This window comes from Halomonas nitroreducens, assembly GCF_003966155.1.
Classification (GTDB): domain Bacteria; phylum Pseudomonadota; class Gammaproteobacteria; order Pseudomonadales; family Halomonadaceae; genus Halomonas; species Halomonas nitroreducens.
In genome coordinates, this window is record NZ_RXNS01000002.1 from 177836 (window position 1) to 200732 (window position 22897).

General features: G+C 66.9%; 14 protein-coding genes. 5 read left to right on the forward strand and 9 right to left on the reverse strand.

Annotated elements, in window-relative coordinates:
• Window positions 1–157: 157 nt before the first annotated feature.
• The 3 genes from serC to EKG36_RS02720 all read right to left on the reverse strand — a co-directional run bounded on the left by serC (window position 158) and on the right by EKG36_RS02720 (window position 4507).
• Entirely contained in the window at window positions 158–1261 is a 1104-nt protein-coding gene (serC, locus tag EKG36_RS02710; RefSeq protein ID WP_126480786.1) for a 3-phosphoserine/phosphohydroxythreonine transaminase, read from the reverse strand.
• A gap of 17 nt (window positions 1262–1278) precedes the next feature.
• The gene (gyrA, locus tag EKG36_RS02715) at window positions 1279–3975 is read right to left on the reverse strand and encodes a DNA gyrase subunit A (RefSeq protein ID WP_126480788.1); all 2697 of its coding nucleotides are present in this window, start codon (window positions 3973–3975) and stop codon (window positions 1279–1281) included.
• Between the two features lie 109 nt (window positions 3976–4084).
• Window positions 4085–4507: an acyl-CoA thioesterase gene (locus tag EKG36_RS02720; RefSeq protein WP_126480790.1), complete on the reverse strand. Its 423-nt coding sequence runs from the start codon at window positions 4505–4507 to the stop codon at window positions 4085–4087.
• Between the two features lie 156 nt (window positions 4508–4663).
• Here EKG36_RS02720 and EKG36_RS02725 point away from each other — a divergent pair, with 156 nt between their 5' ends.
• From EKG36_RS02725 to EKG36_RS02745, 5 genes are all read left to right on the forward strand, one after another.
• Window positions 4664–5614 (forward strand): recombination-associated protein RdgC, encoded by a 951-nt coding sequence (locus EKG36_RS02725; protein WP_126480792.1) that lies wholly within the window; start codon window positions 4664–4666, stop codon window positions 5612–5614.
• A 38-nt stretch (window positions 5615–5652) separates the two neighbouring features.
• On the forward strand, window positions 5653–6798 hold the full coding sequence (locus EKG36_RS02730; protein ID WP_246007414.1) for a 1-acyl-sn-glycerol-3-phosphate acyltransferase: 1146 nt from the start codon (window positions 5653–5655) through the stop codon (window positions 6796–6798).
• A gap of 5 nt (window positions 6799–6803) precedes the next feature.
• Window positions 6804–7967: a cation diffusion facilitator family transporter gene (locus EKG36_RS02735; protein ID WP_126480796.1), complete on the forward strand. Its 1164-nt coding sequence runs from the start codon at window positions 6804–6806 to the stop codon at window positions 7965–7967.
• A 74-nt stretch (window positions 7968–8041) separates the two neighbouring features.
• Window positions 8042–8758: a transglutaminase-like cysteine peptidase gene (locus EKG36_RS02740; protein WP_126480798.1), complete on the forward strand. Its 717-nt coding sequence runs from the start codon at window positions 8042–8044 to the stop codon at window positions 8756–8758.
• 4 nt (window positions 8759–8762) lie between these two features.
• A complete protein-coding gene (locus EKG36_RS02745; protein WP_126480800.1) occupies window positions 8763–10679 on the forward strand; it encodes an EAL domain-containing protein in 1917 nt (638 codons plus the stop codon).
• A gap of 57 nt (window positions 10680–10736) precedes the next feature.
• Here the strand turns inward: EKG36_RS02745 and EKG36_RS02750 are convergent, their stop codons facing one another.
• From EKG36_RS02750 to EKG36_RS02775, 6 genes are all read right to left on the reverse strand, one after another.
• Window positions 10737–11072 (reverse strand): tryptophan synthase subunit beta like protein, encoded by a 336-nt coding sequence (locus EKG36_RS02750; protein ID WP_126480802.1) that lies wholly within the window; start codon window positions 11070–11072, stop codon window positions 10737–10739.
• 103 nt (window positions 11073–11175) lie between these two features.
• Window positions 11176–16482: a retention module-containing protein gene (locus EKG36_RS02755; protein WP_126480804.1), complete on the reverse strand. Its 5307-nt coding sequence runs from the start codon at window positions 16480–16482 to the stop codon at window positions 11176–11178.
• A gap of 168 nt (window positions 16483–16650) precedes the next feature.
• Entirely contained in the window at window positions 16651–17262 is a 612-nt protein-coding gene (locus EKG36_RS02760) for a response regulator transcription factor (protein WP_126480806.1), read from the reverse strand.
• Window positions 17262–18689, reverse strand: a complete 1428-nt coding sequence (locus tag EKG36_RS02765; protein ID WP_126480808.1) for an HlyD family type I secretion periplasmic adaptor subunit — start codon at window positions 18687–18689, stop codon at window positions 17262–17264. The genes EKG36_RS02760 and EKG36_RS02765 overlap by 1 nt, the downstream gene beginning before the upstream one ends.
• Window positions 18689–20857 carry a type I secretion system permease/ATPase gene (locus tag EKG36_RS02770; RefSeq protein ID WP_246007415.1) on the reverse strand — a complete coding sequence of 723 codons (2169 nt, stop codon included), beginning with the start codon at window positions 20855–20857 and terminating at the stop codon, window positions 18689–18691. The genes EKG36_RS02765 and EKG36_RS02770 overlap by 1 nt, the downstream gene beginning before the upstream one ends.
• 60 nt (window positions 20858–20917) lie before the next feature.
• Window positions 20918–22822 (reverse strand): TolC family outer membrane protein, encoded by a 1905-nt coding sequence (locus EKG36_RS02775; RefSeq protein WP_246007416.1) that lies wholly within the window; start codon window positions 22820–22822, stop codon window positions 20918–20920.
• Window positions 22823–22897 lie beyond the last annotated feature (75 nt).

Genomic DNA, 22897 nt, shown 5'->3' on the forward strand with positions numbered 1-22897 from the left:
GTTCGAGGTTCGAGGTTCGAGGTTCGAGGTTCGAGGTTCGAAGCGCAGGGTAATGCCCTGCCGGTCAAGGAACGGATCCTTGCACCTCGCCCCTTTACCCCTTCCCCTTTCTCCTTTTCTCCTCGTACCTCGTCTCTTGCGCCTCGTACCTCGCTCCTTAGCCCTTGCGCCGCTCGAAGTCGCCCATGAACTCGATCAAGGCGTCCACGGCAGCCTCCGGCACGGCATTGTAGAGGCTCGCCCGCATGCCCCCGACGCTGCGGTGCCCCTTGAGGTTGAGCAGACCGGCGGCCTCGGCCCCCTCCAGGAAGGGCTTGTCCAGGCGATCGTCGGCCAGCACGAAGGGAATGTTCATCCGCGAGCGATTGCGCCGGGCGATCGGGTTCGAGTAGAGCTCGCTGCCGTCGATGGCGGCGTAGAGCTTCTCGGCCTTGCGGTTGTTGATGGCGTCCATCGCCGCCAGGCCGCCGATGTCGTCCTTGAGCCACTGGAAGACCAGACCGGCGAGGTACCAGCTGTAGGTGGCCGGGGTATTGACCATGGAGCCGGCCTCGGCCAGCGCCCGATAGCCCAGCAGGCTCGGCATGTCGGCGCGGGCGCGGTCGAGCAGGTCCTCGCGGACGATCACCACGACGAGCCCGGCCGGGCCGATGTTCTTCTGGGCACCCGCGTAGATCACCCCGAACCGCGACACGTCGAGCGGTCCGGAGAGGATGCTGGAGGACATGTCGCAGACCAGCGGGATCTGGCGGCCATCGGGCCGCACCGCCTCGGGGATGTAGTCGAACTCCAGCCCGCCGATGGTCTCGTTGGCGGTGTAGTGGAGGTAGGCGGCATCCTCGGTCAAGGCAATGTCCGACTGGCGGGGCACCGCGGCATGGCCACCGGCCTCGCTGGACGCCGCAACCGGCGCGTCGCCGAACAGGTGGCGAGCCTCGGCGATGGCCTTCTTGCCCCAGATGCCGGTATGCAGGAAGTTGGCCTGCCCGCCGAGCCCCAGCAGGTTGTAGGGTACCGCGGCGAACTGCAGGGTGGCCCCGCCCTGGGTGAACAGCACTCGATAGTTGTCGGGAATGGCCAGCAGCTCGCGCAGGTCGCGCTCGGCCTGCTCGGCGATGGCCACATACTCCGGCGAGCGATGGCTCATCTCCATCACCGAGAGGCCACGCCCCCGATAGTCCAGCAGCTCATCCCGGGCCCGGACCAGCACCGCCTCCGGTAGCGCGGCGGGCCCGGCACAGAAGTTGTAATGGCGTGTCATCAGCGTCGTGTTTCCGTTCAGGCGTTATCGTCGTTGGGCGTCACATCGGGACCTCGGGACTCGCCGTTCGGCCCCATGGCATCCGGCGTTGCGTCGTCCCGGACGTCGTCGACCGGCTCGTCGATGCGCACCGTCTTGACCAGCGACTCAGCCTCGCCCAGGCGGATCAGCATGACGCCCTGGGTGTTGCGCGACGAGATGGAGACCTCGTCGACCCGGGTCCGCACCAGGGTGCCCTTGTCGGTGATCAGCATCATCTCGTCGCTGGCGTAGACCTGCATGGCCGCCACCAGGGAGCCGTTTCGGCTGCTGGTCTGCATGGCGATGACCCCCTGGCCACCGCGGCCCCGCAGCGGGAATTCCTCGAGGCGGGTGCGCTTGCCGTAGCCGTTCTCGCTGGCAGTCAGGATGTAGATCTGCCCCCCGTTGCCGCTCTCGACCGGGGCGTCCCCGTCAGCTTCGCCCACCTCCTCGGCATCGATCTGCTGGCTCTGGGGGATGATCAGGCTGATCACTTCGGCCTCCCCCACCAGGCGCATGCCACGCACCCCCCGAGCGGTCCGCCCCATGGCCCGCACGTCGCCTTCCTCGAAGCGGATCGCCTTGCCGTTGGACGACAGCAGCATGGCATGGTCCGACCCGCTGGTGATGGCAGCCCCCACCAGGCGGTCGCCCTCCTCCAGGTCGATGGCGATCAGGCCCACGCTGCGAGGCCGGGAGAACTGGTCGAGGCTGGTGCGCTTGACCGTGCCCTTGGCCGTGGCGAAGAAGATGTAGCTGTCCGGGTCATAGTCATGGACCGGCAGGATGGCATTGATCGCCTCGCCCTCGTCCAGCGGCAGCAGGTTGACCAGCGGCTTGCCCCGGGAACCCCGGCTCGCCGCCGGCATCTCGTAGACCTTGAGCCAGTAGACCTTGCCGCGATTGGAGAACAGCAGCACGGTATCGTGGGTGGAGGCGACCAGCAGGTGCTCGATGATGTCCTCGTCCTTCATCGCCGTGGCCGACTTGCCGCGCCCCCCGCGCCGCTGGGCCTGATAATCGGAAAGCGGCTGGGTCTTGGCGTAGCCGGAGCGGGATACCGTGACCACCATGTCCTCCTCGGCGATCAGGTCCTCGATGGACAGGTCAAGGTGGCTGGCCTGGATCTCGGTGCGGCGGGGCTCGCCGAACTGGTCGCGCACGGCGATCAGCTCCTCGCGGATCACCTCCAGCAGGCGGTCGGCGGAGGCCAGGATCGCGGTGAGCTCGGCGATCTTGTTGAGGATGCCCAGGTACTCGTCGAGCAGCTTCTCGGTCTCGAGGCCGGTCAGGCGATGCAGGCGCAGCTCGAGGATGGCCTGAGCCTGGGCCGGCGACAGCCGATACTGACTGGACGACTGGTCGAGGCCGTAGCCCTCCTCGAGATCCTCGGGCTTGCAGGAGGTGGCGCCGGCGCGCTCAAGCATGCCGGTGACCTGGCCCGGCGGCCAGCTCCTCGCCAGCAGTTTCTCCTTGGCCTCGGCGGCGGACGGCGAGGCCTTGATCAGCTCGATCACCTCGTCGATGTTCGAGATGGCGACGGTGAGGCCCTCGAGGATATGCCCCCGCTCCCGGGCCTTCTTCAGCTCGAACAGGGTACGCCGGGTGACCACCTCGCGCCGGTGGCGGACGAAGGCTTCCAGAACCTCCTTGAGGTTGAGGGTCCGCGGCTCGCCGCCGTCCAGCGCCACCATGTTGATGCCGAAGACGTTCTGCAGTTGAGTCTGGGCGAAGAGGTTGTTGACCACCACCTCGCCGGATTCGCCGCGCTTGACCTCGATGACGACCCTCAGGCCGTCCTTGTCCGACTCGTCGCGCAGCTCGGCGATGCCCTCGATCTTCTTGTCCTTGACCAGCTCGGCGATCTTCTCGATCAGCCGCGCCTTGTTCACCTGGTAGGGCAGCTCGGTGACGATGATATGGTCACGGCCGGTCTTGTCGTCATGCTCGATGGTGTGGCGGGCACGCACGTAGATGCGGCCCCGGCCGGTGCGATAGGCCTCGAGGATGCCGGCACGGCCGTTGATGATGCCCCCGGTGGGAAAGTCCGGTCCGGGGATGTGCTCCATCAGGTCGTCGACGGTGAGCGTATAGTCGTCGATCAGCGCCAGACAGCCGTTGATCACCTCCACCATGTTGTGCGGCGGGATGTTGGTCGCCATGCCCACGGCGATCCCCGAGGAGCCGTTGATCAGCAGGTTCGGCACCTTGGTCGGCAGCACGTCGGGAATCCGCTCGGTGCCGTCGTAGTTGTCGACCCAGTCGACGGTATCCTTCTCGAGGTCGGCGAGCAGCTCGTGGGCCAGCCGGGCCATGCGCACCTCGGTGTAACGCATAGCAGCTGCATTGTCGCCGTCGATGGAGCCGAAGTTGCCCTGACCGTCGACCAGCACGTGACGCATGGAGAAGTCCTGGGCCATGCGCACGATGGTGTCATAGACGGCACTGTCGCCGTGAGGATGGTACTTACCGATGACATCGCCGACGACACGGGCGGACTTCTTGTAGGCCTTGTTCCAGTCGTTGCCGAGCTCGTGCATGGCGAACAGTACTCGCCGATGCACCGGTTTCAGGCCATCGCGCACGTCGGGCAGCGCACGGCCGATGATCACGCTCATCGCGTAATCGAGGTACGACTGCTTGAGCTCGTCCTCGATGTTGACTGGCAGAATCTCTCTGGCGATGTCACCCATGGGTCGTCGAATCCTTTGCACTGCAACAGGTTGGCGCGTCACGTGGCCGTGACATGGCGCGCAATAACAGCCTCACATCATACCACCCCGGGCGGGGCAAAGCAGCGGGCTATTGCGCAACGACCAGGGGCGCCATGGCATCGCGAAGCGCTCCCTCGATCGCCACCGCCTTGTTGGCGTGCACATCCAGCAGCACGAAGGTCACATCGGCGCTGGCCACGAGCTTGCCGTCCCGCGCCCGGCGAATGTCCTGATGCATACGAGCACTGCGCGAGCCGAGCTCGGCCAGGCCCGTCACCACCTCCAGGTCCTCGCCGGCCACCGCCGCACGCCGATAATCGATATTGAGGTTGACCGCCACGAAGGCCACGCCGCTGCGCTGCACCGCGTCGGCCAGTGCCGAGCGCTCGTCGAAGTAGGCCCAGCGCCCTTCTTCGAGGAACTCCAGGTAGCGAGCATTGTTGACGTGGCCGTAGCCGTCGAGGTGATAGCCGCGAACGCGCAGCGAAACCGTGGTTTGGCGAGATTCCATGGAACTGGACTCCTGTGTCCGGGGAGGAAGCTGCGATTCTAGGCGTGCGACCGCCCCGCATTCAAACGGCAGTTTTAACCCTGAAGTCGGTTCATCGCTGGCACCCCCGGCTCCCATTCGCCATAATATGCCTCCTTTTCACCCGGGAAATGCTTCATGTGGTTCAAGCACTTGCATCTCTACCGCCTGCACGGCGCTCCCGATCTGGACGCCGCCACCCTGGAAGAGGCGCTCGGCGAGCAGGCCTTCCGCCCCCTGGGCGGCAGTGAGCCGCGCCGCATCGGCTGGTGCCCGCCGGCCGGCCGCGCCGGCACCCAGCTGCTGCATGACCTGCAGGGCCAGCGCCTGATGACGGCCTTGCGCCAGGAGCGGATTCTGCCGGCTGCGGTGGTACGCGAGGAAGTGGAGGAGCGCGTGGACGCCCTCGAGACCGCCGAGGGCCGCAAGCTTCGGCGCCAGGAGAAGCTTGCTCTCAAGGAACAGGTCTACGAGGAGCTCCTTCCCCGAGCCTTCGTGCGCAGCCAGAAGGTCGACCTGTGGTGGGACAGCCGCCGGGACCTGATCGCCGTCAACAGCAGCAGCCGCAAGCGTGCCGAGGAGATCCTCGACCTGCTGCGCGAGACCCTGGGCAGCCTCAAGGTGACGCCGCTGGCCAGCCAGACCCTGCCGATGCGCGCGATGACCACCTGGCTCGGCGACCCCGGCACACGCCCCGCCGACCTGGTGCTCGGTGACCAGGTGGAACTCAAGGCCAAGGGCGACGACGGGGTACTGCGCGCGCGGCAGGTGGACCTGGACAGCGACGAGATTCAGCAACTGCTGGAGAGCGGCCGCCAGGCCAGCAAGCTGGCCCTGAGCATCGAGGGTCGCCTGACCTTCGTGCTGCATGACGACCTGGCCGTGAAGTCGCTGCGCTTCGATGACGCCCTGATCGACGAGGCCAGCCAGGCCGATGACGGCGGAGATGCCCTGCTGCGTCTGGAGACCGACTTCCTGCTGATGACCCAGGCCCTGGCCGAGAGTATCGAGCGCCTGCTGGCCTGGCTGGGCGGCGAAGCCAGTGCCGCCAGCGACGCCCAGCCCGTCCTGAGCGCCGACCCCGCATGACCGAGCACGCCGCCGCGCCCATGAACACGACGCCAGACATGCACAACAACGATCCCTGGGCCGAGATTCGCCCCTACCAGGACGACGAGGTCGCCGAGGTCCTGCAGCGCCTTGCCAACGACCCTGAGCTGCTGGATGCCCTGACCCGCTTCCGCCTGCCGCGCCTGGCGCGTATCATGCCGCGCCTGTCGCGAGCCGTGGCCAGTTTCGCCATCCGTCGCGAGGTGCGCGGGGTGACCAGCGTGCGGACCTTCCAGGGCCGCATCGCCAGCTACATGGAGCGGATGATCCGCAACTCCACCACCGACTTCCGGGCCGACGGCCTGGAGCGACTGGACCCGCAGGCGGCCTATCTGTTTATCGGCAACCACCGCGACATCTCCCTGGACCCCGCCTTCGTCAACTATGCCCTGTACCTTGCCGGCCGCGACACGGTGCGCATCGCCATCGGCGACAACCTGTTGAAGAAGCCCTATGTCACCGACCTGATGCGGCTCAACAAGAGCTTCATCGTGCCGCGCAGCGCCCGAGGCAAGCGGGCCATGCTGGCCGCCTACCAGAAACTCTCCGCCTATATCCGCCACTCCATTACCGAGGACAACCACTCGATCTGGATGGCCCAGCGGGAAGGCCGGGCCAAGGACGGCATCGACCGCACCGACCCGGCGATCATCAAGATGCTGACCATGGCGCGTCGCGGGCAGGACCGCCAGGCCGGCCTCGGTGAGGCCATCGCCGAACTGCGCCTGGTGCCGGTGTCGATCAGCTACGAGTTCGACCCCTGCGACCTCCAGAAGGCCCGCGAGCTGTACGCGGTCCACGAGCGCGGCAACTACGAGAAGAGCGAGTTCGAGGACATCAGCTCCATCGTCGCCGGCATCACCGGCCACAAGGGGCGTGTCCACCTGCGATTCGGCACGCCGCTGAGCGCCGACTTCGACACTCCCGAAGCCGTGGCCGAGGAGATCGACCGTCAGGTACTCGAGGGCTACCACCTCTTTCCCAGCCACTACCTGGCCCTCGAGGCCCTGGGGGATGCGCCCGAGCTGGTCGATCTCAGCGAGGTGACCGACGCCGACCGCGCCCGCTTCCAGGCCCGCCTCGCCGAGGTACCCGAGGAGCTGCGCGCCTGGTGGCTCGCCCAGTATGCCAACCCGGTGCGCAGCCGGGCGGCCCGGGGCTGAGCCCCATGTCGGCCACCGAGGTCCGTGATCGCCAGACCCGCGAGGCCCACAAGGTCACCCTCGTCGGGGCGGTCGTGGACTTCGTGGTCGGCATGGCCAAGCTCGTCACCGGCCTGCTGGTGGGTTCGGCAGCGCTGGTGGCCGACGGCATCCACTCCTTCTCCGATATCGTCACCGACATCTTCGTGCTCGCGGCGACTCATTTTGGCCGCCAGGCGCCGGACAGCGAGCACCCCTATGGCCATGGACGCATCGAGACCCTGGCCACCCTCTGGCTGGGCAGCGTGCTGATCTTCGTCGCCGGCGGCATCGCCTGGGCCAGCCTGAGCCGCCTGCTGGATGGCGAACCGGTCCCCGCGCCCGGCGGTTGGGCCATTGGCATCGCCCTGGTCGCCCTGCTCGCCAAGGAGTGGATCTACCACTACACCCTAGGCGTCGCCCGGCGCATCGGCTCCCGCCTGCTCGAGGCCAATGCCTGGCATTCCCGTTCCGACGCCCTCTCCACTCTCGTGGTCCTGATCGGCCTGGTGGCGGCCCAGGCAGGCCTTGGCTGGATGGATGCCGTGGCCGCCATCGTGGTAGGCGTCATGGTCGGCCAGGTGGGCGGCAAGCTGCTCTGGGATTCCAGCCAGGAACTGATCGACACGGCGCTGCCCCACGCCGACAGGGCGGCACTGCAGGACACCGCCGAGTCGGCGCCCGGTGTCAGGAGTGTCCATGACCTGCGGACGCGCAAGCTCGGCAGCGACGTGCTCCTCGACCTGCATGTCGTGGTCCCGCCCCGGGTCACGGTCTCCGAGGCCCACGAGATCGGCAACGAGGTCACCCGGCGCCTTCGCGAGGCGTTTCCGAACCTCTCCGACGTGACCTTCCACATCGATCCCGAAGATGATGCCGGGGAGACAGCGCACAGCCTGAGACCCGGCCTGCCGTTGCGCCATGATGTGGAGCAGCAGTTGGATGATGCCTGGCACGAGCTGGCCATCTGGCAGCATCGCATCGATCTGGACCTGCACTACCTGGATGACCGTATCGACGTCTCGCTCTACGTCGACCGCCTGCCACCGGATGCCAGCCTCGATCAGGCCGCCGACATGCTGCGCCGCTGCGCCGGCCACCTCCCGTGGGTGGGTCGGCTACGCCTGTGGCAGGGCCCCGGCCGCGGCTGATCGTGCTCATACGCTCGCATTAGCGCCTCCTGCAACCTAAAATTGAGCAAAAGCTCATTAATCGGCGAGACCGCATGGCCGACCGCTCGACCCACGCTCCCGCATCGCTCGGCCGTCGACGCTTTCTGGCGTCGATGGGCAGCCTGGCGCTAGGCGGCATCCTGGGACTGCGGCCGACGAGACTCGAGGCACGCCTCGATGCGCCCCGCCTACGTCGCAGCATGGAAGACGCCTACGGCCAGTCGGGACTCGAGGTGCTGGACGACTGGTTCGGCCTGCTCGATCGCCTGGCCGGTGCCGACCTCGACCGCCAGCTGCGCGAGGTCAACGGCTTCTTCAACCGCCGCGTGCGATGGCTGGACGACAGCCTCATCTGGCGACAGGAAGACTACTGGGCCACGCCCCTGGAAACCCTGGGCCGCGGCGAAGGGGACTGCGAGGACTTTTCCATCGCCAAGTACATCACCCTGCAGCAGCTCGGCATTCCCACCGATCAGCTCAGGATGATCTATGTGAGGGCCCGGATCGGGCGCAGCCAGATCACCCAGGCCCATATGGTGCTGGGCTATTACGAGACGCCGGACGCCGAGCCACTGATCCTGGACAACCTGGTGCCTTCCATCACGCCCGCCCGGGATCGCACCGACCTGGATCCGCTTTTCAGCTTCAACAGCAGCGGCCTGTGGGCCGGTGGCTCGAGCCGTTCCCGGGCCGACCCCGTCGCCAGGCTCTCGCGCTGGCGACGCGTCCTCGACCGCATGCGACTACAGGGATTCATCCAGGGGGGATAACGAGATGTCGCTCATCAAGCAACTGTGGCTGATCATCGTGGGACTGCTGTTGCTGGCCTTCGGCGGCAGCCTGTTCATCGGCGTGACCTCGAGCCGTGCCTATATCGAACAGGAAGTCCGCATCAAGAATGCCGACAACGCCAACGCCCTGGCGCTGACCATGAGCCAGATGCCCAAGGATGCCGTCACCCTGGCCCTGCTGGTCTCGGCCCAGTTCGATACGGGCTACTACCGGCGGATCGAGCTGCGCGATTTCGACGGCGAGGTGATCGAGCAGCGCCAGGCGGATGCGGCCATTGAGGACGTGCCGGACTGGTTCAGCGAGCTGATCGAGTTCGACGTGCCTGCCGGAACCGCCGTGGTGCAGGATGGTTGGCAACAGTTCGCCACCCTGAGCGTGGAGAGCCAGCACAGCTACGCCTACCGCTCTCTCTGGCAAAGCACCCTGGAGCTGGCCGGATGGTTCCTGCTCGCCGGCAGCCTCAGCCTGCTGCTGGGCTGGTGGCTGGTGCGTTCGATCCGCCAGCCACTGCATCGGGTCGTGGACCAGGCGCGCGACATCGGCATGCGACGCTTCACGACCTCGAAGGTGCCACGGACCCGCGAGCTGCGCGATGTGGTCGTGGCCATGAACCAGCTCGCCGAGACCGTGGGCGACATGCTCGGCACCGAGAGTCAGAAGCTCGATGTCCTGCGCCGTCGCCTCCAGCACGACGCGGTGACCGGGGCGCTGAATCGCGAGGCCTTTCTCAGTCAGTTGCAGATCCACCTGGAGAGCCACGACTTTCGCGCCAGTGGTACCCTGGTGCTGGTGCGCGTCAGCCGACTGACGCAGATCAACGAGCAACTCGGCCATGCCGATACCGATGCCCTCCTCAAGGCCCTGACCGAGACCCTGGAACAGCTGGCCCAGGTGCATGGCAGTGGCCTGGCCGGCCGACTCAACGGCAGCGACTTCGCCTTGCTGCTGCCCGGCCTGGATGACGCGGAATACGTCCACCAGGAACTGGTGAAGCGTCTCAAGGCTCTGGTCCGGGACGAGGACGCCATGATCGGTCTGCCGGCCGCCATCAGTCCCTATTGCCAGGGCGACCGACGCGGCACCCTGCTGGCCAGCCTGGACGGCGCGCTCTCCAGCGCCGAGGCCCGTGGCCAGCACAGCATCACCATCATCGAGGATGGCAAGCAGAAGAGCCTGTTCCACACCCATGCCCAATGGCGTAGCGCCCTGCAGCAGGCCATGCAGGAGGGAGTCTTCCTGGCGCACTTCCCGGTGCTGGACAGCGGTGGCAAGCTGCTGCACTACGAGTGCCCCTCGCGTCTGCGGCTCGACCAGCAGTGGCAGCCCGGCGGAGTCTTCATGCCCTGGGTGACGCGTCTGGGCCTCGAGACGGAGCTGGACCTGGCAGTAGTGGAAGCGGCCCTGCAGGACATCGATCAGCGCGACCAGGCGGTGGGCATCAACCTCTCGGCCGCATCGATTCGCGATGCACGCTTCGTCCTCGAGTTGCGCTCACGGCTGCATGCCCGGCCCAGCGCGGCCGCCAGGCTGTGGCTGGAGCTGCCGGAGACCCTGGCCATTCAGGACCTGGCGAGCTTTCGCACCCTGTGCCGGGAGCTGCGCCCGCTGGGCTGCAAGCTGGGGCTCGAGCACGTCGGCGCCGAGTTCACGCATATCGCCGACCTCCAGGACCTGGGCCTGGCCTACCTGAAGATCGACAACAGTCTGGTCGGCGGCGTGACAGACAGCCACGAGCAACAGACCATCCTGCGCGGCATGGCCACCCTCTGCCATTCGCTGGGAATCCAGGCCATCGCCGAGGGCGTCACCAGCCGCGACGAGGCCTTGACGCTATTCGAATTGGGGCTCGATGGCGTCACCGGTCCCGGAATACGTCAGAACGACAAGTCATCACTGTGAGCCGGCATGCCAGCCGCCGGCCCGAAGGGACCGGCGTTACCTGGCTACGGCAACCGCTCAGATGACGTCGTCGTCCGCCCCGGAAGACACCAGCTGCAGGCCATTCAAGCGACGACGCAGCGACTGACGCGCCATCACCTTCTCCTGGGCGGCCTCGGGCAGCTCGGTGAACTGGATCACGCCCTTGTCCATCAGCAGGTCGATCACGTCTTCCAGCACGCGCACGAAGGCCAGGTCCGCTGCCTGGAAACGCGCCGCCTCCCTGCCGACCTCCCCTTCCATGAGAAACGCCAACAGTTCGGGCGAATCCGCCGGGAGGTACTCGCTGCACTCCGGTGTGGGCTCGCGACTGACGAGCCGTATCCGCCCCTGGGCGTCGCGTTCGATGTACATAGGTCGCTCCCGGGCTTGGGTACTGTGGGCATCATAGGCAGCCACGACCATGACGCACAAGAAAGCGCCCGACAGGGTCGGGCGCGGCGTTTGCGGCGACAGCTCACTCGATGTCGAGCTGGCCACTGTCGATCAGGGACTGGATGAACGCCGAGGAATCGGCACCCTCCATGCTGACGCCGTTCAAGGCGATGACCTGGTCCGACTCGGCCGAGTTGAAGGCCTCCTCGAAGGCACCACTGGTGCTGACATGCAGCAGGGTGTTGCCCTGCCCATCGTCGACGGCGTGCAGATAGTTTGCAAAGTCCGACTCGGCATCGGTGCCCTGCAACAGATCACTCAGCAGAAGCGCATCGCCTTCGTCGGCTTCATTCAGGTTGAAGTCGGTAACGAGGTCGGTGGCAGGCCCCCCCGGCACCCCCTGATCGCCGCTGTCGCCGAACTGCCAGGCGAAGGTATCGGCGCCCAGGCCGCCTGCCAGGACATCATCGCCCTGTCCGCCCACTAGGGTATCGGCACCTTCGAGACCGAACAGGGTGTCATCCTCGCCGGTGCCCGACAGCGTATTGTCCTGACTATCCCCCACGATGCTCTCCGAATCGGGGTAGACGGTAATGGCGACCTGGCCATCGAGACTATCGCCATCGGCATCCGAGCCTAAGACCGGCAATTCGAAGGACACCGGCGAGAAGCTCGGCTCCTCGCCGTAGCTGAAACCTCCCAGCTTGAAGCTGGTGGTATCACCACCGTTCAGTTCGACACCCTCGATCTCGACGGCATTGAACGCCTCGGGGTCCAGGCTGGTGTCGACACTGACGATCTGGAAGCTCCAGCCATCCTGCAGCCCCTCGACCAGCACAGAGCCATCAACGCCGGAGGTGACATGACCCGTCTGCTCGATGCCGTTCTCGTCAAAGATCTTGACCTCGCCGGCGGTCAAGGTCAGCTGCCCATCGCCACCGGTGCCTGAGACCAGCGATTGCGAGGCGCCCGTGGCGGCCTCATCCAACCCCATGGAATAGATCCGCAGGTAGAAGCTGGCTTCCTTGCCACCGGAGACGACGATGTCCTGCGTAAAGGCCGAAGTTTGTTGATAGCCATCGAAGCTGTACGACTCGGCATTCTGAGTGTCATCAACCGAAAGACTGCTGACCAGGTCATAGCGTACGACCTCGCCGTCGGAGATCTCGGCCCCCTGGCCAACTCCGAGAGTTGTGCTGGTGCTATTGACGCTCCCCTGATCGGTATCCCCCACAGGCAGGATTTCCGAAGATACCAGCACATCATCCGTGCCATCCGGGTCCATCGCCTGTTTGGTACCGATATTCAGCCCCTTGAAGGCGACATTGCCACCGCCGATACCGCTCAGGTCGGTCACCGAGGTGATCTTGCTGTCCGTCATGATGGAGCCCGAGAAGATCGTGTAGGTAACATTGCCCTCGGCATCGATCGTGGCCTCGAAGCCGATATCTCCATTCTCGGTGACAGCCTGGATGCTGTGGTGGGAGCCGTCCGTGTAACGGAGGAACAGAGGCTCATTGTCAAGGTAAAGCTGATCTCCATCGACGCTGAGGAAAGCCTGCTTGCCATCCACCAACGACAGGTTGAAGACGATATCGCCGAGCCCATCCGTCCCCGGCAAGAAGTTGAGTGGCTGGGTCACGGTCTGCTGAGTCGCCTCCGCTGCATCGACCGCCAGCAAGACATGCGCGGCCTGAGGGAGGAAGGGCCGGGGTCCGTCATCCTCGATGGTGAAGACGCCGGCGCTCAGGTCCACCGCTGCCGAGGCGCTGTCACCATCGGCATCGGTCACCGTCTGGGTCAGCAGCAGGGTCCCGCTCGCCGCCTCCAGGCTCTCGGGGTCATCATGGGCGGCCTCGCCCTCGCCGTGCCAGATGTTGGCGCTCTGGGTGAAGGTGACCGTGCCGCTGTCATTCACGCTGATGCGAAAGTACTCGGTACCGTCGAGCTGGCCGATGATGTCATCACCGTCTCGGGCCAGCTGGATCTCGCCGCCGGCCGTCCCGTCGGCACCCAGCGCATAGAGCCCCGAGCCCAGGGCATCGCCGGCCAGCGACAGGCCGTAGGTCACGCCGCCAGCACCATCGGTGCCGTAGTCGATGGTCGTGGCGAAGGCCCCGCTGAAGTCACTGCTGGCACTGGCGAGGCCATCCACCGACAGCGGCGACTCGTCCAGGGTCAGCGCCGGGGCGACATAGTCCGGGGTCGGCACCACGCTGGGGCCATCATCATCGAACAGGACATTGCCGCCCAGGTCCAGCGTCTCGCTGTCGCTGGCCGAGTCCCCCTCGCTGTCGGTGATGGTCACCGTGCCCACCAGGTTCACCAGCCCGGTGCCCAGCCCCTGCTGGTCACTGGCGTAGTCGCTGGTATCGGCAGTCGCATGGTCGACCGCCGCCCGCTGAGTCAGGGTCACGTTACCGTCACCATCCACCGCCAGGGTGAAGACGGTGTTGGCGTCGGCCACCGCCCCGGCGCTGGCCGCCGTGGCGCCGACCACCTCGCCGCCGACCTGGTAGAGATGGACGGGATCGCCGCCGCTGGTCAGCCCCGAGTCGCTGCCCTCGGCCACTGCCAGGTCGAGCGCGTAGTTCCAGCTGGTGGTGCCGGCACCGTCGGCGCCATGGCTGCTGCCGGCCACCGTGAAGGCCGCGGCGAAGCTGGCCGTGGCAGTGTCGGTGAGTTCGGCATCCTGGGTGTTGAGGGTCACGCCGTCGCCATCGGACACGCTGGCCGTGATGCTCGGGCCGGCGTCATCGAACAGGACATTGCCGCCCAGGTCCAGCGTCTCGCTGTCGCTGGCCGAGTCCCCCTCGCTGTCGGTGATGGTCACCGTGCCCACCAGGTTCACCAGCCCGGTGCCCAGCCCCTGCTGGTCACTGGCGTAGTCGCTGGTATCGGCAGTCGCATGGTCGACCGCCGCCCGCTGAGTCAGGGTCACGTTACCGTCACCATCCACCGCCAGGGTGAAGACGGTGTTGGCGTCGGCCACCGCCCCGGCGCTGGCCGCCGTGGCGCCGACCACCTCGCCGCCGACCTGGTAGAGATGGACGGGATCGCCGCCGCTGGTCAGCCCCGAGTCGCTGCCCTCGGCCACTGCCAGGTCGAGCGCGTAGTTCCAGCTGGTGGCACCGGCACCGTCGGCGCCATGGCTGCTGCCGGCCACCGTGAAGGCCGCGGTGAAGCTGGCCGTGGCAGTGTCGGTGAGTTCGGCATCCTGGGTGTTGAGGGTCACGCCGTCGCCATCGGACACGCTGGCCGTGATGCTCGGGCCGGCGTCATCGAACAGGACATTGCCGCCCAGGTCCAGCGTCTCGCTGTCGCTGGCCGAGTCCCCCTCGCTGTCGGTGATGGTCACCGTGCCCACCAGGTTCACCAGCCCGGTGCCCAGCCCCTGCTGGTCACTGGCGTAGTCGCTGGTATCGGCAGTCGCATGGTCGACCGCCGCCCGCTGGGTCAGGGTCACGTTGCCGCCACCATCCACCGCCAGGGTGAAGACGGTGTTGGCGTCGGCCACCGCCCCGGCGCTGGCCGCCGTGGCGCCGACCACCTCGCCGCCGACCTGGTAGAGATGGACGGGATCGCCGCCGCTGGTCAGCCCCGAGTCGCTGCCCTCGGCCACTGCCAGGTCGAGCGCGTAGTTCCAGCTGGTGGCACCGGCACCGTCGGCGCCATGGCTGCTGCCGGCCACCGTGAAGGCCGCGGCGAAGCTGGCCGTGGCAGTGTCGGTGAGTTCGGCATCCTGGGTGTTGAGGGTCACGCCGTCGCCATCGGACACGCTGGCCGTGATGCTCGGGCCATCATCGTTGACGTCGATGGCCAGGGTCGCCGGAGCGGAGACATCGCCATCGTCGTCGGTCACCCGGACCGTGAACGGGTCCTGCACCTGGTCGCCGGCCCCGGTGGCACTCGGGTCATCATGGTCCAGGGTGTTGGCGTCCAGCGTGTAGCTCCAGCTGCCGTCCGGATCCATGCTCAGGGTGCCATAGGCGCCCTGCACCAAGGTCCCGGCGCTCTCGATGGCGATCCAGGTGCCGCCTGCATCCTGCACCTCGATAAGATCGAGCGTATCGCCACCGGTGTCGATCTGCAGGCTGCCGCCAGTGGTCAGGCTGCCGCCGCCACTACCCTCGGGCAACGCGGATTCCCAGACCTCGTCGCCGTCCTCATTGAGGTCGGCGGTCGCCACCGTCGGCGTGGAGTCCGCGGCGACGCTCAGGGTGACCGTGGCCGTAGTGGTGTCGCCCTCCCGGTCGGTCAGGGTGTAGGTGAAGCTGTCCGCACCCTCGGCACCAGGCGCCGCGGTATAGGTGAAGGTACCATCGCCGTTGTAGACCACGCTGCCCTGACTCGGCCCGCTGGCCACGGCGATACCGGTCGCCAGGTCGACGCTGTCGGCCCCGGCGCTGTCGTTGGCGAAGACGTCGATCTCGACGCTGCCCTCCTCGGCCACCTCGCCGTCGACGCCGTCATCGGCAGCGACCGGACCGTCGTCGTTGACGTCGATGGCCAGGGTCGCCGGGGCGGAGACATCACCGTCGTCGTCAGTCACCCGCACGCCGAACAGGTCCTGCACCTGATCGGCGTCGCCCGTCAGGCCGGCGCCGTCATGGTCCAGGGTGTTGGCGTCCAGCGTGTAGCTCCAGCTGCCGTCGGGATTCACCGTCAGCGTGCCGTAGGCGCCCTGTACGGCGGTGGCGTCGGCGCTGATGGCGATCCAGGTGCCGCCGGCATCCTGCACCTCGATCAGCGCCAGGGTGTCACCGCCGGTGTCGATCTGCAGGCTGCCGCCAGTGGTCAGGCTGCCGCCGCCACTACCCTCGGGCAACGCGGATTCCCAGACCTCGTCGCCGTCCCCGTCGAGGTCGGCGGTGTCCACTATCGGTACATCATCGGGTTCTTCCGTTGCCAGGGCGCCGCCCTCGAGCTGGATTTCGTCGGCCCCCTCCAGCGAGTTGGCGCCGAAGGCGAAGGCCAGCGGATCGACGCTCTCGCTGATCCGCGCCAGGCGCACGAAGCTGTGCCCTCCCTCGCTGCCACCACCGGCCCCCGCCCCGGCCGCGGTCGCGTCCAGATCCTCCAGCAGGTCTCCCTGGCCCTCGTCGATGGCTGTCAGCAGGGCCTCCAGGTCGGCATCCTGGGCACTGGCATCGGCCGCCTCGACCGGTGCATCGCTGGCGAGCTCCGGTGTCATGACGACCTCCCGGCCTTCCCCGATCGTCGTCGGCTCGAGGTTGTCACCGAAATCGAGCACCACTCGACCAGAGTCCGAGGTGACGAGGGTCTCGCCTTCCTGAAGGCTGTCGCCGACGCTGAGTTCACGCAGCTGGCCATCGGCGTCACGCGCCCAAGCCTGACCGGTGATGGAAAGAACGGTTGCGATGGTCATGACATGCTCCTGACAATAAACACCAGCTGAGTCGCAAGGCAGTACTGCTCGACTCTCATACCTTCAAGTTAGGGGACGGCGACATGCCTCGGTATTGGACCGATGGACAGGGTGACAAAATGTATCAGGCCCATGGCCATCACTTGGCCCGGGAGCGCCAGGCGCCGATCACAGCACATCCTGCTCCTGGTGGGAGAGCTTGAGAATCAGCTGCATGCGGTCGCGCACGCCGAGCTTGCGAAACACGGCGCCTAGATGCGCCTTGACCGTTCGCTCGGTGATCTCCAGTTGCTTGGCCACGGCCTTGTTGCTGAGTCCCTCGGCCACGGCCCGTGCCACCGCGCGCTCGCGCTCGGTCAGGCACGCCAGGGTTTCCTCCTGCAGCACGGCCTCGCCCCCCAGGGTGCGGAAGGCGCCGCCCACCACCTGGGCAAGCAGCTCCGGCCACACCCAGATCCCCTGGTGAGTGACCACCGTCTCCACCTGGCGCAGCAGCTCAGGCGGTGAAAGAGCATGGGCATAGCCGCGGGCACCGGCCCCCAGCGCCTGAAAGGCCTCGCGGGAATTCGGCGCATAGCTCAGCACACTGAGGATGACCCCACGCTGACTGAGCGTGGTCACCAGGCTCGACCAGTGCTCCAGGTCACTGGTCACCCATACCCGATCCCCAGCGACAGCCTGGGCCCGTGCCTGCTCGGGCCCGATGAGTCGAGCCTCGGTGAAGGCTTCACGCCAACGAGGAATCTCGTCGCGCCCCTGACACACGAACAACTGCGCCATCATCTCTCCCCCATGGCATTGTCCCAGGCCCGCAGGACCGGCTTGAGGAGGTACTGCATCACGGTGCGCTTGCCGGTGAGAATGTCCACCTGAGCGGTCATCCCGGGAATCACGTCCAGCGCCGCGTGCTCGTTGCCGCCCTCCCGGGTGCGGACCCGGACCAGATAGAAAGTGTTTCCTTCGTCGTCAGTAATGGTGTCGGCACTGATATGGTCGAGCTCGGCCTCGAGCCCACCGTAGATGGCGAAATCATAGGCGGTGAGCTTGATGGTCGCCGGTTGCCCAGGACGCAGGAAGGCAATGTCCTGCGGGGCGATGCGCGCCTCCACCAGCAGGGCATCGTCGGTGGGCACGATATCGACCACCTCCTGGCCGGGCTGCACCACGCCCCCCAGGGTGGTGATGCCCAGGCGCTGCACGACCCCGTCGACGGGCGAGCGAATCTCGGCCAGCCGCACCCGGTCCTCGAGACCGGTGCTGGACTCGTCCAATGCCGCCAGGTCGCCGAGTGTCCGGGACAGTTCATTGCGCCATTCATTGCGGGCCTCCAGGGTCACCTCGCGAAGCTGCGCCTGGGCTTCCTCGATGGCGGCCTCCAGACGCTCAACCTGGGCCGCCGCCTGGTTCCGCTCGCCGCTAGCCTTGGAGACCTCACGCTGCAACCGCAGCACCTCGACCTCGGAGACCGCGCCTGAGTCCAGCAGCGGCCGGGTCAGGTTCAACTCCCGGCTGGCCATACCCAGGTCCCTGGCCGCGGTATCCCGCCGCGATCGGGCCTCGTCCAGCTCGGCTCGACGTTGCGCCAGGCGTTCCTCGAGGATGCTCTGCTGCTCCGCCAACGCTTCGAGGCTGCTTTCATAGAGCTCTCGCTCCCGGGCCACGAGTCCCGGGGCTGCTTCACGCAGTGAGGTGGAGGGAGAGAACTCGGACTCCGTGACCAGCGCCTTCAGCCGTGCGGCGCGAACCTCCAGTGTCTGGGCCTTGGCCCGGTTCTCCCGGAAGGTCGCCAGGAAGCGTGTCGGATCGATGCGCATCAGCAGTTGCCCCGCCGCCACCCTGTCACCCTCCGCGACCAGGATCTCCTGTACCACCCCGCCATCGAAGGACTGCACCTTCTGCAACTGACTCGAGGGAATCACCCGCCCGACCCCACGGGTCACCTCATCGATGGCGGCGAAGGCCGACCAGACGATGAGGGCCGCCACTGCCAGTAGCACCACGTAGAGGAAGGCCCTGGCCCGCAGCGGATCCTGCTGCAGCCGAGCCCAGTCGGCATCGCTCGCCCAGTCACGATCGAGGTGCGCCGCCGTCACGCGGCGGGCGAAGAGACGGTCAATGAAGGGCCGGAAGGCACGGCCACCGGTATCGGAGAACCGGCCAATGGCCTCGAAGCCCTGCTGCTCGGCACTGCGCCGTGAAGCCGTCATCAGGCGGCCCTCCCGATCTGCCCCTTGCGCAGGGCCTCCACTACCTTGTCGCGAGGCCCGTCGGCCACGACCCTGCCGGCGTCGATGACGACGATGCGGTCGACCAGAGACAGCAGAGACGTACGGTGAGTCACGACCACCATGGTCTTGCCCTGGGCATAGTGCTTCAGCCTGGCCTTGAACGCCTCCTCGGTGGAATGGTCCATGGAGCTCGACGGCTCATCGAGCAGCAGCACCTGGGGGTCATGGACAAGAGCCCGGGCGATGGCCACGGCCTGACGCTGCCCCCCGGAGAGCCGCTGCCCCCGTTCGCCGACGTTCAGATCGACGCCCTGGGGATGACCATTCACCAGACCCTCGAGGCCACTGAGCTCGATGGCCCGCAGCAGCGCCTCGTCCTCGACACCCTCGCTGCCGCCGCCAGCCACGATGTTTTCTCGCAGGCTGCCGTAGAAGAGGCTCACGTCCTGGGGCACGTAGCCGATATGGCGCCGCAGCTGGATGGGGTCGAACTGGCGAATGTCCACGTCGTCGAGCCTCACCGCCCCGCTGGCGGGCGCATAGAGGCCCAGAAGGAGCTTATTCAGGGTGGTCTTGCCGCACCCGACGCGTCCCAGCAATGCCACCTTTTCGCCCGGCTCGATGCCCAGCGACACGTCACACAGGGCATCCTGCTCCTCGTCGGGATAGCGGAAGGTCACCTTGTCGAAGCGGATATCGCCCCGGATCACAGGGCGGTCGATGAAACGCTGCCCGTCCGGGCGCTCGACCGGCAGCTGCATCACGCCCTCGAGGGACTGCAGGGCCGTGGCCGACTGGTGATACTGCGCCAGCAGGGCCGCCGCCTGGCTCACCGGCGCCATGGCCCGGGAGGAGAGCAGGTAGGCGGCGATCAGGCCGCCCTGTGTCAGCTGGCCGTCGATGATCAGGTAGACACCGATGAGGATCACCGCCACCGCCACGCTATGCTGGGCCCACAACGCCACGCTGGAGACCGAGGAACTCACCAGTCTCAGCTGTGCCGCGGTACGCGAGAGATAGGCCGAGGCCCGTTCCCAGGAGCCCTGGATGCGGCTCTCGCCGCGCAGGGCCTTGACGGTCTCGAGCTGGGAGACCGACTCCACCAGGGTGGCATTGCGCTGGGCACTCACCCGCCAGGTGGTCTCGGACAGCTCGTGCAGCTTGCCCTGTGCCGCCAGGGCATAGAGCAGCACGAAGGCAACACCGACCAGCACCGGGATCACCAGCGGCGGCCCGATCAGGGCGATGATACCGGCGAACAGCAGCACGAAGGGCAGATCGACCAACCCGACCACCGTGGCGGAGCCGATGAAAGCGCGCACCGATTCGAAGGACTGCAGCGTCGCCGCGAAGGAACCGGTGGACGCCGGGCGGGCCGCCATGCGCAGTCCCAGTACCTGGGACATGATCGCCGCGGACAGCTTGACATCCGCCCGGCTCGCCGCCAGGTCGACGAAGGCATTACGCATCAGGCGCAAGGCCAGGTCGAAACACAGCACCACGAAGATTCCCGCCGCAAGCACCCAGAGCGTCTCGGTGGCATGGTTGGGCACCACCCGGTCGTAGACGTTGAGCACGAACAGCGGCATGGCGACCGCGAACAGGTTGATCACCACGGAACCAGCGATGACGTCTCGATAGAGGCGGCGATTCTCGCGGATCACGCCCCAGAACCAGTGACGTGACGCCGAGCGCCGGATCTCCGGCCCGCGCGCATCGAAGCGAAAGCGCGGACGCACGTAGATGGCTTGGCCGCTGTAGCTGCCCTGCAGGCCATCGAGATCGACCTCGGTCTCGGCCTCGCCGAGCTCGGGAAAGATCACCCGGGCACGGCGCGACGTCAGGTCGAGGGCCACCAGCACGCAGGCCCGGCCGGGCTCGAGCAACAACACAGTGGGGAACAAGGCGGGGTTCAGCTGCACCAGACGGGACTTGACGATCCGGGCCGACAGGCCGGCACGTGTCGCCGCACGGGGAAAGACCCCCGGAGTGAGGCGCCCGGCCTCCAGGGGCAGGCCGGCGGTCAGCGCTTCCGCGCTGACGTCATGGTCATGGACGAGGGCGATGGTCTGCAGGCACTCCAGCAATTCGTCGCGAACCGCCGAACTGGCACCAGCGCCTTTTCCCAGGGTTTCCTGTTGTGTCACAGACACCTCTGCACTTGGTCAATGTCGCGGATGCCGGGGGCCGATGCCCCCGGACAGGCATCATCCCGCGACGCGCCCCTGGAGGACGGGTTCCCGCTGGCTCAGGTCGAGATTCTCTCCGACCCGCTCCAGGGTGACCTCTACCCGGCGGTTCTGGCGCCGCCCCTCCACGGTGGCATTGGTGGCCACCGGACGACGCGACCCGAACCCTTCGGTCTCGATCAGACCGGCGTCAACGCCCTGGGCCATCAGGTAGTCCCCCACACTTTCGGCACGCCGCCGCGACAGCGGCTCGTTGATGGCATCGGTCCCCGTGATATCGGCATGGCCAGCGATATAGACGCGCGCCAGGTCATTGCGCCCGCGAATCCGCTCGGCCAGCGAGCGCAGCTCCTGGCGGGCCTCGAGGCTCAGCTCGGCGCTGTTGATCTCGAACAGGGCATCGGCGGAAAGGGTCACGTCCGGGGCCCGGGTCGGGGCCGGGCTGATGCCATCGGTGAAATCCGCCAGGGTGTAGCCGCTGGGTCCCGGTGCCGGGCAAACTGTCTCGGGGTCGAGCCGAATGCCCTCGCTGCCCAGCTCCGACAGGCTGGGCAGATCATCGCGGCGCACCTCCAGCACCTGCATCAGCTGGCCCATCGCGGCCAGGGTACGGGCATCGGCCAATGCGACGTCGTACTGGGCGTTGACGTAGGCACGGCTGGCCTCAAAGAACTCGTTCTCGGTGTCGAGCACATCGAGCAGGCTGCGCTGACCGATATCGAACTGCTGCTGGTAGGCCCCGCGCACCCGATCGGTGGACTGGCGATGCTGGTTGAGGTAGGCGAGCTGCTCGCGCAAGCGCCGGGTATCGTTGTAGGCGATCTGGGTGGTCTGGCGCACGTCCACGCAGGCCTTCTCGCGCAGGTTGATGGCCTGCTCGACGCGGTCACTGGCGGCACGGAACTCCGCCAGGTCACTGCCACCCCGATAGAGGTTCATGCTGGCCACCAGCTCGATGCTGTGGCGGTCCTGCCGCTCGTCCGGCGTCAACAGGCTGGTGCTGTCGCCGTCCTGGTAAGTCCCGGTGCGCCCCACCAGGTCCAGCCGAGGATGGAAGTCGGACTGGGTCCCGCGCCGCTCCGCCCGGGAGGCGGCAATATTCTCGATAGCGGCGTGAAATTCCGGATTGCCCTGGAAGGCCAGGTCGAGCGCCTGGGAGACATCGGCGGGAAGCTGGTCGGCGAAACGCGGAGCCGGTGTCAGGCTCGCCGCCGGGAGGTCGCCGACGATGCGCTGATAGCGGGCGGTCACGTCATGCAGGTTGGACGCCTCGGTCATCAGGTTGGACTCGGCCAGCGCCAGGCGGCCACTGATCTGCTCCAGGTCGACCCGACGGCCGGCACCGGAAGCGACCCGCTGCTCGATCTGGTTGAACACCTCCAGGTGCTTGCGATAGTTGTCCTGGGCAAGCCGTACCAGCTCCCGGTAGCGCTGGACATCGAGGTAGGCCCGGGCGGCCTCCAGGGCCACCTCCTCACTGGCGCCGAGCAGCTCGTAGTAGCGCACCAGTTCCGCCCGGTCGAGGCGCTCGACCTCGCTCCGGGTGGCGAAGCCGTCATAGAGCATCTGGCTCAGTGCCAGCTCGGCGTAATCGGTGTCATAACTGCCCCGGCCATCGTTTTCACGGTCCTCGATCCCCACCCCGGCGTTGACGTCGACGCTCGGCAGGTAGTTACCCCAGGCCGCACGGGCATCATGCCCCGAGGCCTGGAAGGCCCGCCAGGCGGCCTGCACCTCCGGGTTGGAGGAAATGGCCTGTTGCACCACCTGCTGGAGGTTGGCCGAGCCCGGTGACATGAGGCCGGCGGGCAACGATTGCGCCACGGCCGAGGCAAGTGGCAACAAGGCCAGGGTGGCACCGGCAGCCAGGCCCCTGGCGAGGCGCCTCCCGGTTGATGATGGCTGTGTACGCGCGCGTTTCATGGCAGTTCCCTTCGTTGTGCGTAATGGGACGGAGGCGGCGCGATGCCACAGACACCTGGCTGCCGCCTGCCTTTC